The sequence below is a fragment of the Microcoleus sp. T3_D1 genome (genome assembly GCF_036700405.1).
Classification (GTDB): Bacteria; Cyanobacteriota; Cyanobacteriia; order Cyanobacteriales; family Microcoleaceae; genus Microcoleus.
Map to the genome: position 1 here is coordinate 1 of NZ_JAUBOV010000007.1, position 13,762 is coordinate 13,762.

Genomic DNA, 13,762 nt, shown 5'->3' on the forward strand with positions numbered 1-13,762 from the left:
ACCATATTTTGTAGGGGCGGGTTCCACCAAAAATATCTAACAATTACCAACAATTTAGATAAACCCGCCCCCACACCACGAATAATTCACTTTGCTTTTTTCTGAGCAGCCGCATAATGCTCACTCATCAACTGATTAACTTCTGGATTGTAAATCCGCAGATAATTCCAGTAATTCTCAAACACCGATTTCACGTATCCTTTCGTTTCAGGAAACGGAATCTTTTCCGCAAAAGCATCCGGATCACTAAAACTAAACCTCTTCAACCAATCTGCTACTGCATTTGGCCCGGCATTGTAACTCGCCACAGCTAACATCGAGTTATTCTTGTACTCGTCGTGAGTGTGATCCAAATACCACGTACCGAGTTTAACGTTGTCGTCCACATTCTCCAATGAATACTTTTTGAGGCTGATTTGTTGAGCAACCCAAGCTGCTGTTTCCGGCATTACTTGCATTAAACCGGTGGCGCCAACTGATGATTTTATGGCGGGCATAAAGCGCGATTCTTGGCGGATTAATGCTGTTACTAATACTGGATTTATTTTGCGATCTTGCGACCATTTGACAATGGTTTCTAAGTAAGGAAAAGGATAAAGTGCTTGCCAATAAATCGGTTGCTGTCTGAGCTCCAGGTATTGGGTTCTATCATCGGGTTTATCGCGCTGCCGCAAACTCCCAACCATCCACAAACCGTCTAAATTGTCTCCGACTGCTACTCGCATTAAACCGTCGGTAAACTGTTCGGCAATACTTGGTTCTACGCGGTCGATAAATTCTACTTGCCACAGCGTCCAAGCATCTCTATCTTGACCTAATTGATAGAGCTCTTTCAACGCAGGAGAACCGGCGGTTGGTTCGGGGCGCTGAGGCGGCCGCACTACATTGGGAGACAAATCTCGGACTGTGGTAAAGTCGCCTACGGGCCAGCCGAGAAGTACAGCCGATCGCCACGCAAAATATGATTCTGGATAGCGTAAGATCGTGTAGTCAAATGCAGTCTTAGCGTCTTGTTGGCGGCCGAGTTGCTGTGCCCATTTCCCGACCCAAAATGCTGCTTCTGGAGCTTGTTCGCTGTCGGGATTGTGGGTGGTTAATTCTCTCGCCCACTGCCAAGCTGATTTTAAATCTCCGCCTTTGGCAAACTGCTGGGCGATCGTCCACCGCAATTCGCCTGCTTTATCAGAATTATTGTATTTTGTCAATAGCAACTTGCGGGTATCTGAGGCGGATTGACCGCTGCCTGCTTTGTCGAGAAGTTGGGATTTATCTAACAAAGCTTCGGGGGCATAATTGGGGAATTTGCTAATAACTCGATCGAGCAAAACGATCGCTTCTTTGGGTTCGCTCAGCCGCGACAGGCGAATTAAACCCAAACCAGTATCTTCGGCATCGGGAAACTCGCGCACTAATTCTTGATAGGCAATTCTCGATTCCGGGATTTTTCCGTCTAGCCACAAACCGCGAGCTTTGCGGTAAAGATTTTTGGCGTTGCGGGGAGCTTTCCCGTAAGCAATAGCTCCTTTGCCGTAATTTTGTTTTTCCCAATAGCCAAAGGCAATTTCTTCCCAATCTTCCGGTTTCAAAGAGGCGCTGTTTCGCTGCACCAGTTGTTCCAAAATTGTCCCGTAATCTTTGACATAATGACCGTGTTTTGCTACGAGCAGCATCAACTTCGGCTGATTGGGATTTTCTTTTAACTTGCGGAGGGCAATTTCTACGCTGCGGGGATGACCAGGAAATTCAGTAATTGCCTGTTGCCAATATTCCGGTTTTGACTGGCCTAAAACATATAAAGCTTCTGCTGCTACCGGGTCGTTCGGATAGTTTTTGAGCAGTTCCTGCCAAGCTTTTTGAGTTTTGCCTTTGTCGCCGCTTAATTGGTAAGCTTGCGCCCTTTTTAGGGCAATGTGAGCAGCTAAAACCGGATATTCTTGCTCTAATTTGTCCAATAATTTTAATGCTTTGGCCGCATTTCCTTGCTGGATTAAATCGCTGGCAAGCAGGTAGCGGGCGCGGCTTTGAGGGGAGATTGGCTGCTGCGGGTTCGTACTTGCAGACTGACTAGCTGCGAGTTCAACTAATTTCGCCGATCGCTCGCTCGGTGACAGCGACACCAGCATCTTGACTTCCGATTCGGAATTCGCTGCATTCTGGGGCTGCTGAGCCTTCTGGACCGAGCCAAAACCCATCCATTTCATCGCAGCAACCAAAGAGCCGATCGCAATAACGCAAACTGAAACGCTGATTAAAACAGAAAATCGGGCCCGGCGTCGTTTTAGCATGGGAAAATTTAAGAGAATAAGATATAGAGAACCGATCGTTTGTCAAGAGCCATCAGAGGCAGGATGGGTGTTCTACGCCATCACAGGCAGGATGCCTGTTCAAGGAGAAATAAATGTTAATAGTGGGGCAAAAACGGACAGCCGACCCCCAAACAGATGATTGAGATTGGTGGAAGATCCGATCGCAGGCGGACTTGGCTGATATAGTAGCAGAATTTATTTCGATGCGGAGCGGAGAATTTGTGCGATCGATCTATTTCCCCGCACCAAGAAAAAAGCCCAAACCACCCAGTACAAAGTACAATCAAAAATCTAAAATCTAAAGTGTAAATCAAAACATGGAATTTCTAGTCACCGATACGCCCCGCTCTGTTTGGACAGGAGACGCCCTGGCAATTGGTCTATTTGAGGACGGCTTGGAACTCACCGGCGAGCTGGCACAATTAGATGAAAAGCTTGCAGGCACTTTGAAAGAGCTGCTACTGGAAGTAGATTTTAAGGGCAAAGTGGGCACAAGCGCCATCACCCGCGTCGGCGGCAATAATCCCATTCGCAAAATTGCGATCGTCGGTTTGGGCAAAACAGAGGACTTAAAATTAGACACCGTGCGGCAAGCTGCGGGCGTTTGCGCCAAGTTAGCCAAAAAAGAGAAATGCAAAACCCTCGGAATTAGCTTTCCGGTGTGGAAAAACGCGCCGGATTCTACAGCAAGCGCCATCGCCGAAGGTGTAGAACTCTCCCTGAATCAAGACAACCGTTTCAAATCGGAAAAGGAAGACAAAAGCCCGCAACTCGAACAAATTCATTTGCTCGGTTTTGCCGGTACCGAAAGTGCGATCGCCCGCGCCCGCCAAATCACTGCCGGAGTCATTTTAGCACGGGAATTAGTCGCAGCGCCGGCAAATTTTGTCACCCCGATTACAATGGCAGAAACCGCTCAAAGTCTAGCTGCCGAATGCGGTTTAGAATTAGAAATATTGGAGCGGGAAGACTGCGAAAAACTCGGCATGGGAGCCTTTCTCGGCGTTGCCCTAGCATCGGATTTACCGCCTAAATTCATCCACTTAACTTACAAACCAGAAGGCACACCGCGCCGCAAAATAGCAATTGTGGGCAAAGGATTGACCTTTGATTCTGGCGGTTTGAACATCAAAGGTGCGGGCAGCGGCATTGAAATGATGAAAGTAGATATGGGCGGCGCTGCGGCTACTTTCGGAGCGGCAAAGGCAATCGGACACATCAAACCCGATGTGGAAGTTCACTTTATCAGCGCCGTCACTGAAAACATGATCAGCGGCCGCGCCATGCGCCCAGGAGACATCCTCACAGCTTCCAACGGCAAAACAATTGAAGTCAACAATACCGACGCTGAAGGTCGTTTAACCCTGGCTGATGCTTTGGTATTTGCTGATAAATTGGGAGTTGACGCAATTGTAGATTTAGCAACTCTAACCGGGGCCTGCGTAATTGCTTTAGGCGACGATATCGCGGGTTTGTGGAGTCCTCAAGATAGCGTCGCCGGCGAAATAGTCGCCGCCTCAGAATTGGCCGGCGAAAAATTTTGGCGAATGCCGATGGAAGAAAAATATTTTGAAGGCTTGAAAGCATTGCACGCCGACATGAAAAACACAGGCCCGCGTCCCGGCGGTTCGATTACGGCGGCGCTATTTTTGAAGCAGTTTGTAAAGGATACTGCTTGGGCGCATTTAGATATTGCCGGCCCGGTTTGGACTGACAAAGAAAATGGCTACAATGGCCCTGGCGCTACCGGTTTTGGAGTTCGCACTTTGGTGCATTGGGCGCTGGGCGGTGCTTAATTGTGGATTGCCAGCGGAAAAATTGAGATTTTCTCTGCCTTAAAAGTCTGCTAGTCCATCTGTGAGCCAGGGGTTAAAAACCCCTGGCTCACTGCTTAAGTCATCTAAAAGAAAATTTAATAGCGATCATTAACAATTTAAATGTTTCGGAAGCAATAAGTAGGCGAACCTATGTATTCCGTCACAGGGAGCAACGTCAGCGTTGCTAGCCGTGACCCTCCCCATTGCTCATACTTGGGCAAAGCTTCCTTCCCAGGGCCCCACCTCGACAGTTTTGACATTTCCTGAAAAAATAGCTGTTTCATAAAAAATGAAAAAAGTATATAATTATGTAAATATTTCACTAGCCGAAATCAAATAATTAGATTTGCTCAGATTTGCATTGGTACAGATAATTTTTTCTTGAACTTTATGCAAGAACAATTAACAATTTTTTTTTCAACACTTGCTTTATCTTCTACACTAGCCTCCAACGTGGTGCCGGAGTTGCGACTGTACGCTGTTTTTGACTCGCTGACGGCACTGGCTTATTGCTCGATCGCCCTATCTTTAGTTTTTTTTACCCGCCAAGGTTCTCACCGCAAGATTTTCCGGCTGTTTGCGGTTGTTTTTTTTGCCTGGGGCGCTGCTAAATTGACGGAAGTTTGGACGCTTTGGCATTCCATATATTGGCTGTCGGTAACTCTCAAAGCTACAAGTGCTTTGATTTCTTGGCTTTTAGCCGCAATCGCCCTCGCCCTCATGCCAAAAGCACTTGCCGAGTCTGGTTTAAATCAAAAAGAAAAATTTCCACAAATCTCGTTAAAACAGTTAGAACAAAATCAGCCCCAACATGATATCGAGAAAGGAGAATTGGCAAAACAATCGATCGATCTTTACCCTTCAGATACTATTGTCGATCGCACTTTAGCTCTTAATTCGCTTAACCAACAGTTAGAAAAAGAAATTGCCGATCGCCACCGGGTTGAGGAAAAGTTGCAACTGACTCAATTTGCGATCGACCGATCGGCAGATGCGATATTCTGGATCGGGCCCGACGGTAAATTTTTGTACGTCAACGACGCTGCTTGCACTTCATTGGGATATTCTGAAGCAGAATTGCTCTCGATGACGGTGCACGACATCAATCCAGATTTTCCCCAAACTGCTTGGAGTTTGCACTGGAAAGTCTTAAAACGCTGCGGTTCGGTTAATATTGAAGTTCACCACCTCACTAAGTACGGTCGCATTTTTCCGGTAGAAATTACGATCGACCATTTGGAATTTAACGGCAAAGAATATCAGTGCGCGTTTGCTCGCGACATTAGCGAACGCAAGCGGATTGAGGCAGCTTTGCGAGAAAGAGAAGAAGAATTTAGGTCATTAGTTTCTAACATTCCCGGTGCGGTTTATCGGTGCAGTGCTGCAGGGCGATCGATCCTAACTTTTATCAGTAATGGCATAGAAGCTATTTCCGGCTATCCTGCTGCTAACTTTATGCAAAAACCGGTGCAGGCTTTTCCGAGTATAGTTCATCCCGATGACGTTGAGCAGATCGAGACAATTATCGCTCAAGCTATTAAGACAAAACAACCTTACATCATCGAATATCGCCTAATTCACTGCGACGGAAATGTGCGGTGGGTTGTAGAGAAAGGTCAAGCCATTTTCAACGCAGACGGTAAAGTTTTATCCCTCAACGGCGCCATTTTTGACATAACAGAGCGCAAAGCAGCGGAGGATGCTTTGCGGCTCTCCGAGGCGATCGCCAACAACAGAGCCCAGCAGCTAGAAATCGCTCTCAAAGAACTTCGAGAAACTCAAGCTCACCTAATTCATACCGAAAAAATGTCAAGTCTCGGTCAAATGGTAGCGGGAGTAGCTCACGAAATTAATAACCCTGTCAGTTTTATCTACGGCAATATTTCCTACGCCAGCCAATATATCCGAGATTTGTTGCAGCTTGTGGAACTTTACCAAAAACACTATCCTCAGCCCGTGGTAGAAGTTCAAGAATGTATTGACAATATCGATTTAGAATTTCTGAGAGAAGATTTACTCAAAATATTATCTTCGATGAAAATGGGAGCCGATCGCATTCGCGAAATAGTTCTGAGCTTGCGAAATTTCTCGCGTTTAGACGACTCGGTAAAAAAGCCTACCAACCTTCACGAAGGCATAGACAATACGCTCCTAATTTTGCACAACAAACTGCGCGCCAGAGGCGACTATCCCGAAATTCAAATAATCAAAAATTATGGTAAAATCCCTTTAATTGAATGTTATGCAGGTCAGCTAAATCAGGTATTTATGAACCTGCTTAGCAACAGTATTGACGCCTTGGAAGATGCTTGCAACCAAAAAAGGCGAGCGGCAGCCGTCGGCGACGATTGGAAACCAACTATTAGCATTCGCACAGAAGCCCTGAACGAAAATAGTATTTGCATCCGCATTTCCGATAATGCGATCGGCATGACAGAAGACGTGCGTAGCCGATTATTTGACCCGTTTTTCACGACAAAACCGATGGGAAAAGGCACTGGTTTGGGGTTAGCCATCAGTTACCGAATTGTCGCGGAAAAACACGCCGGAGCCTTGATCTGCCGTTCCACCGTAGGAGAAGGTACGGAATTTGCGATCGAGATTCCTTTATGAATTAGTGCGACGGAAGAATCAAGAATTTGGCAAAAGTTATCGCTCCCTATAAATTGTAAAGTGGGGTGTAAAAAACTTTTAAGTTTCAAGAAAAATCCCCAAATTGGCTATAATATCAAATCCGGTAGCATCGGAATTATTCATCTCTGTATTCTCTCCCTCTGCGTTCTCTGCGCCCTCTGCGGTTAAATCATTCCGATGCAACCGGAAACGATATAAATTACCAAGGTAATGCTCAACATGGCAGTGAAATTATAAATTCTGTACCTCTACCTAAAGTTGAGTTGACTTCGAGCATACCAGAGTGTTTCTCAACTACAATCTGCCGTGCGATCGCCAAACCCAATCCCGTGCCTTTACCCACACCTTTCGTTGTAAATAAGTGGTCAAAAATATGACCTTTTATCTCATCTGCTATCCCTGGGCCGTTGTCATAAATGCGAATTGTTACCCACTCCTTAGACTGTCTTTCTGTGCGAATCGTGATGCAATGGGCTGGGGCTTTAATCTTCTCTAAACTCGGTTCCCGATTTGATTCTTCCAGTGCATCAATGGCATTTGCCAATATATTCATAAACACCTGATTTAATTGTCCGGGGAAGCAATCCACTGAGGGCAAGTTCCCGTAGTCTTTGACAACTTCAATCGCTGGACGCTGTTCGTTCGCTTTCAATCTGTGTTTGAGAATCAAAATCGTACTGTTAATTCCGTCATGAATATTGAAAGGAACTTTGTAATCTTTGTCGGCGCGGGAGAAGGTACGAAGACTGGTGCTGATACCTTGAATGCGATCGCACCCGACTTGCATCGAATTCAACATTTTGGGTAAATCTTCTAAGAGATATTCGATATCGCTCTCTTCAGCTTTTTCTTCAATCTCCTCACCCGGACTGGGAAATTTTTCTTGATAGAGTTGCAAGTATTCTGTAATATCTTTGACGGCGGCGATCGCTTCATGAATATTGCCAGAAATAAATCCGACGGGATTATTAATTTCATGGGCAACCCCGGCCACTAAATTCCCCAACGCCGACATTTTTTCGCTCTGCACTAATTGCAGTTGTGATTGTTCCACCTGGTGGGCGTAGTCCTGGGCTTGCTGATACAATCGCGCATTTTCTAAGGAAATGGCAGCCTGAGTGCAGAGGAAGTTGAGGATGAGGAGACGATCGCGAGTAAACACTCCTTTTGTCGAGCTATGTTCGAGATAGAGTATCGCAACTAAGCTCCCGCGATCGAGAATCGGAGTACATAGCATACTCTGAGAGTGATACTGGAGCGTACAGTCATTCATTAAACCGGGAATATCGGTCTTGCCACCTTCAATAACCACAGTTTCCAGGGTGTGTTTGACATAATAAACCAGCTTGAGGGGAATCACCACCGAGCCATCTAGAGGTTGGGTTTGCAGCAGGGTTGTGGGTAACTCGTTATCTGGATTGATGTGAGTTATTGCCCGGATTTGCCATTCATCCCGATTGGGGAGTAGCAAAGCACAAGTTTCGGCCCCAGAAGTTTTCAAAATAATTTGGTTGAGGGTGTCGAGCAATTCATCAATCTGAATTTTACTGGATAAAGCTTGAGCAGCTTGCACAATAGATGCGAAATCCAGGGCATCGGAAATACTGGTGCTGCTATTACTGGAAGTCTGCGAAGAGTGGCTAATCGTTGCCAGCGTCTCTAGAGGATTAAAGCGAAGTTTTGGCTGATTCAGGATAGGCTGAAGTAATTGGCGATAGCGTTGTTCTAAGTCTTCAACCTTGGCTAGTGCTCCCCAACGGGCATAACAGTAATATGCCTCCTGCATATAGCTTGCAGCAACTTTTTCTTTGCCCCAGTCAAGGTAGAACTTGGCAGCTAATTCGTTGGCGAGGGCTTCTTCTTGAAGATATGCGTTTTCTTTGGCTCCTGCGATCGCCAGGTCATAGAATTCTATGGCTTCTGTTTTTTGATGGAAAACGCGATGTTTTTCAGCTTCAACTAAATAGTATTTATGGTCGTAGTTCATCGGAGCGTGCTGCATCCAAAGCTGCATTTTTTCCTGATTGGCATCAACCTGACTTAGGTAGTGCGATCGCTCTTCCGAATCGACGTTAGAATAGTTCGCCAGCAGTGCCAGCGATTGGTATAAGTGCAGGGTGACAAAATATTCAGCGCCTGCGCCTGCGCCAGAGTGTTTGACTCCATTAGCGGCACTATCAACTGCTCGGTCGAACTCTTCCAACAAATAGAACAAAATTGTCTTGGCTAAATAGCCCATAAACAGGGCGTAGTGGCTGTTCTCGGCATGGAGGCGGGGAAACATAGTTGATTCATCAAAACTCTCACCCATTAACTTGAGTGGATTTGCTGCCTTCCCCAACAGATTTAACAACAGTTGATGCCATATCTGAGACAAACAGATGGCGTGTTCCTGTTTCAACTTCAACAACAAGTCTTGGTATTTTACCTGTTCTTGTTCAAGCGTTTCCAAGTTTTCTCCTACCAAGAATTTGTAGAAGCAGTAGTTGGTGGCACAGTAGCCAGCATATTCGTTGTTTCCGCTTTCCAGACCGCTCTGGAAGCCCTCAACGAGGGGAGATAGGCTTTCTCGTACAGGCTCCTTCCAGTGCTGGATGAAGGAATAGAACATATTGTAGGTGACGACTTTGTTATCCCTAGCATCAAGCAGTTGCAGCCCCAGTCGCCCTGCCTGATATCCGAGATCGATATTGCCAAGCCCGCCACACAGCAGGGTGCCGTACCAGGCATAGGTACTTGATGCCAGCGGAGAGTAACCGTATTTGATACACAGTTTCACTTGTGTCAGGACTACTGGCAGCAGAATTTGCGGTCTACCTGCGAAAACGGAAGTCAAACTGGCTTGAAGAATCCGCATGGCTGCTAGTTGTGCCCGATCGGTCATTATCGGGTAATCTTCCAGCTCTTCTATAGCGGGCAGTTCCACCAAAAAGTCCTGCTCGTTCAGATTAACGGGGTAGCCTAGTAGTTCTAATGCGTGCAATCCCGTGTCAATGGCATCGTTAAATTGGTGTTGCGCGATGTGAACTTGCATCTTGAGTTCGTAAGCTGGGATGCGATCGAGCAGCGTTTTTCCCTCCTGCAACACCAATTCAAATAAAGTATTGGCGGCAGCGAAATTGATATTGAGATATTGGGCCTCTGCCGCTTCTACAAAGATGTCTAGGGTCAAATCATACTGAGTTTCCCAGCGATCGCCTGAGAGCAAATCCATCGCCATACTTAGGTATTTCACTGCTGCTGCATAAGCTGTGGAGGCTTTTGCTTTCCGTCCTGCCGTCAAGTTCAACCGCGCTAGTTCTTCGAGTTCCGCTGGTTGAAAAATTAACTCCCATCCTATATTCAATTGGTTGACAATAGCAAAAATCTGCTCTTCCCGTTCTTGAATTGGGGTATTTTGGAGCAACAGTTGCCCGATTTTCAGGTGAGTTGCCTGTTTTTGGTCAGCAGCAATTAAAGAATAAGCAGCTTGCTGGACGCGATCGTGCAGGAATTTGTAATTGGCATTAGCAGCAATTTGGTTGACAGTGGCGATATCGTCACTTTGGGTGAAGAATTTATAGACTTCGGTGGTGGGGATAAGCAAGCCTTCTTGCAGGGCTTTCCACAAATCAGCCGCCGTTTCTTCGGGTGATTTTTCTGAAACGATCGCTAAAGTATCTAAATCAAACTGCGCTCCAATACAAGCCGCCAACTTCAGTACAGCCTGAGTTGCGATCGGTAGCTTCTGCAATTGCAGTGCCATAAACTCTACCACATCATCAGTGATAGCTAAAGCTTTGACTTGAGCAATATCGCATTGCCAATACCGTATATTCTCATCAAAGGTAATCAGGCGATCGTCATGTAATGCTTTGAGGAACTGGGTGGCAAAGAAGGGATTACCCTTAGTTTTTTGATACACCAATTCTGTCAAAGGTTGAGCCAGAGGCAAATCGCAAATCAGCGTATGTGCCACCAACTGATTCATATCCGCTAAACCTAACGGTTGCAGCGTAATAGTATTCACCGTCGCTCCAGCTTTGACAATCTCATCCACCGTCAAGATAAACGGGTGAACGGGGGAGACTTCATTATCTCGATAAGCACCCAACACCAATAAATGCCCCGTATCCTCCATCAACAGTTGTAATAACTTCAAAGATGCGCCATCCGCCCACTGTAGATCGTCCAAAAACATCACTAAGGGATGTTCGGCTGTGGTAAAGACTTGCACAAATTTCTGCATTAGCAGATTGAAGCGATTCTGTGCAGCACTTCCCGACAATTCTGGTGCAGGAGGTTGAATGCCAATGATGCGTTCTAATTCAGGAATTACCTCGATCAAGACTTGCCCATTGTCTCCAACTGCTGACAAAATCTTGGTTTTCCAAGTTTGTAACTGAGCGTCCGATTCTGATAGCAACTGCCCCATCAAATCCCGAAATGCTTGCACAAAAGCCGAAAAGGGAATATTACGCTGAAATTGGTCGTATTTGCCTTTAATAAAATAACCGCGTTGACGAACGATCGGCTTATGAACTTCATTCACCACTGCCGTTTTGCCAATGCCAGAAAAACCTGCCACTAGCATCATTTCTGTATTGCCTGCGCTGACTCGTTCAAATGCCGCTAATAGATTAGCAACTTCAGTTTCTCTGCCATATAGCTTTTCGGGGATGAGGAAACGGTCTGTAATATCCCGCGTTCCTAATACAAACGTCTCAATGTTACCCGTTTCTTGTAATTGAGCCAGACAAATTTCTAAGTCATGCTTCAATCCCAAGGCACTTTGATAGCGTTTTTCGGCATTTTTTGCCATCAGCTTCATGACAATATCCGACACCCCCTGCGGGATTTCTTTGCTGTTTATTGCAGGAGGTTGTTTGGCAATATGGCAGTGAACCAACTCCATCGGGTCGTCACATTCAAATGGCAGTTTTCCTGTCAGCAATTCGTAAAATGTGGCTCCCAGAGAATAAAAGTCGGTGCGGTAGTCGATGCCTCGGTTCATTCGTCCCGTTTGTTCGGGAGAAATATAGGCGAGGGTTCCTTCTAAAACGTTGGGATTTTGAATTTCTTGAGTTTCTCTCGGAAGTAGGGAGGCGATGCTAAAGTCAATCAGTTTGACTTGTTTAGTTTCGGGATGTATTAGGACGTTCGCTGGCTTAATATCTTTGTGGATGACTCGATACTGATAGAGTCCATGAAGAATGTCAGTTATTTGAATGGCAATTTCCAATATTTCTGCCAGAGTCAGCGAGTGCTCTTGGGCGTACTCTCGCAGAGAAATACCGCCAAAATCCTCCATTACTAGGGCATAGCTGTGGCGATAGGACTCCAAATTGTAGGGTTCAACTACTCCAGGCAGACGTAGGTTTTTGGCGATGGTATACTGGTTGCGGAATTGCAGCAGTTCGCTGAAGCTGGGATAGTCTCGATTTAATAGTTTGATGACAACCGGAAGGTGGTCTTTTTCTCGGATGGCTCGATAAACTAGGGTTCTCGAACCGCAGTATAGTTCCTCAAGCAGATGATATCCTGAAATTCGGTTCGTTAAATCCACTACTGCATTCATCTGGATTACTCCATCTCAGACATTGACTCTTGTAACTAAGTATACACATTTATTGGTCGAGTCTGAGGAAAATAGAACTGCGAAATCCCTAGCAGACAGACTCTACCGCTTTTATTCTTTTTCACTTTTGAAGAGAAAGATTGCCATCTATCAAGATAGTCTTATCCTTTCATTGGCAAGAAAATTATAAACTCCGTCCCTTCTCCCAATACAGAATTTACCTCGATTGTACCGCCGTGTTTCTCAACTACAATCTGCCGTGCGATCGCCAATCCCAACCCCGTCCCTTTCCCGACTTCTTTGGTAGTAAATAACTCATCAAAAACCTTCTGCCGCACCGTCTCACTCATGCCAATACCGTTATCTTTGATACGAATTATTGCTTTCTGCCGATCTTCCGATAATTCAGTCTTGATAATAATTTGATTAGGATTAATTTTAATTTCAGCATAACTACGTCCAGTATTTGATTCTTCTAAAGCATCGATCGCATTAGCCAACAGATTCATAAATACCTGATTTAATTGTCCTGGATAACATTCTACTTGTGGTAGATTCCCATACTCTTTGATCGCTTGAATGTCTGGACGAGTATCAGAAGCTATGAGGCGATGTTTGAGGATCATAATTGTACTATCAATACCATCGTGAATGTTGCAAGCAATGGGGCGATCGCTATCAGCACGAGAAAATGTCCGCAAGCTGGTGCTAATGTCTTTAATCCGGTTTACTCCTTCTTGCATTGAGCCAATTAACTTGGGTAAGTCTTCGCGGATGTATTCGAGGTCAATCGCATCAATTTCCTCTTGAATTGCCGCACTGAAATTAGCAGATTCTTGCTGAACTAAATCCAGCAATCCAAACAAATCTTTGATATAATCTAAAGCGGGCTGAATATTGCCATAAAGAAAGCCAACAGGGTTATTAATTTCGTGGGCAACACCAGCCACCAAGTTGCCCAGAGCAGACAATTTTTCGCGTTGAATGATTTGGAGCTGAGCTGCTCGTAATTCAGCAGCTTTTTGAGCCACTTGCTGTTCTAAATTTTGAGTCAAGAGACGCAACTGTAAATGAGTTTTCACTCGCGCTAACACTTCTTGTTCTTGGAAGGGCTTGGTAACGTAGTCTACTGCACCAAGGTTAAGCCCTTTAACTTTGTTGTCTACATCAGCCAGAGCAGTCATAAACATAACTGGAATATCGCAAGTTTTGGAATTAGCTTTAAGGCGTTGACAGGTTTCAAATCCATCAATTCCCGGCATCATTACATCCAGTAAAATCAGATCGGGCGGTCGCCGCTCAACTTGTTGCAGAGCGCGTTCGCCACTGGTAGCGATCGCCACCTTATACCCCGCATTACTCAACGCTTCTGAGATGACATCCAGATTGGTGGGGGTATCATCAACGATTAAAATTAAGCCAGTTAAACCCGTCGTCATAGTCATCCT

The 13,762-nt window shown here is 45.5% G+C and carries 5 protein-coding genes; 2 read left to right on the plus strand and 3 right to left on the minus strand.

Annotated features, from left to right (window positions below; all coding sequences use genetic code 11):
- Window positions 1-86: 86 nt before the first annotated feature.
- Entirely contained in the window at window positions 87-2,285 is a 2,199-nt protein-coding gene (locus tag QT992_RS05205) for a transglycosylase SLT domain-containing protein (protein WP_333314822.1), read from the minus strand.
- Between the two features lie 338 nt (window positions 2,286-2,623).
- Between QT992_RS05205 and QT992_RS05210 the strand changes: the two genes are divergently transcribed.
- The gene (locus QT992_RS05210) at window positions 2,624-4,102 is read left to right on the plus strand and encodes a leucyl aminopeptidase (protein WP_333314825.1); all 1,479 of its coding nucleotides are present in this window, start codon (window positions 2,624-2,626) and stop codon (window positions 4,100-4,102) included.
- Window positions 4,103-4,513: 411 nt separating this feature from the next.
- Window positions 4,514-6,736 (plus strand): PAS domain S-box protein, encoded by a 2,223-nt coding sequence (locus QT992_RS05215; protein ID WP_333314827.1) that lies wholly within the window; start codon window positions 4,514-4,516, stop codon window positions 6,734-6,736.
- A gap of 235 nt (window positions 6,737-6,971) precedes the next feature.
- On the opposite strand, the gene QT992_RS05220 is transcribed toward QT992_RS05215, so the two are convergent.
- A complete protein-coding gene (locus QT992_RS05220; protein ID WP_333337910.1) occupies window positions 6,972-12,314 on the minus strand; it encodes an AAA family ATPase in 5,343 nt (1,780 codons plus the stop codon).
- A gap of 161 nt (window positions 12,315-12,475) precedes the next feature.
- On the minus strand, window positions 12,476-13,753 hold the full coding sequence (locus QT992_RS05225) for a response regulator (protein ID WP_333337907.1): 1,278 nt from the start codon (window positions 13,751-13,753) through the stop codon (window positions 12,476-12,478).
- Window positions 13,754-13,762 lie beyond the last annotated feature (9 nt).

Bases quoted from the DNA above. Each gene is read 5' to 3' on its own strand.
- QT992_RS05215 (WP_333314827.1), top strand. From the start codon at position 4,514: ATGCAAGAACAATTAACAATTTTTTTTTCAACACTTGCTTTATCTTCT.
- QT992_RS05225 (WP_333337907.1), bottom strand. From the start codon at position 13,753: ATGACGACGGGTTTAACTGGCTTAATTTTAATCGTTGATGATACCCCC.
- QT992_RS05220 (WP_333337910.1), bottom strand. From the start codon at position 12,314: ATGAATGCAGTAGTGGATTTAACGAACCGAATTTCAGGATATCATCTG.
- QT992_RS05210 (WP_333314825.1), top strand. From the start codon at position 2,624: ATGGAATTTCTAGTCACCGATACGCCCCGCTCTGTTTGGACAGGAGAC.
- QT992_RS05205 (WP_333314822.1), bottom strand. From the start codon at position 2,285: ATGCTAAAACGACGCCGGGCCCGATTTTCTGTTTTAATCAGCGTTTCA.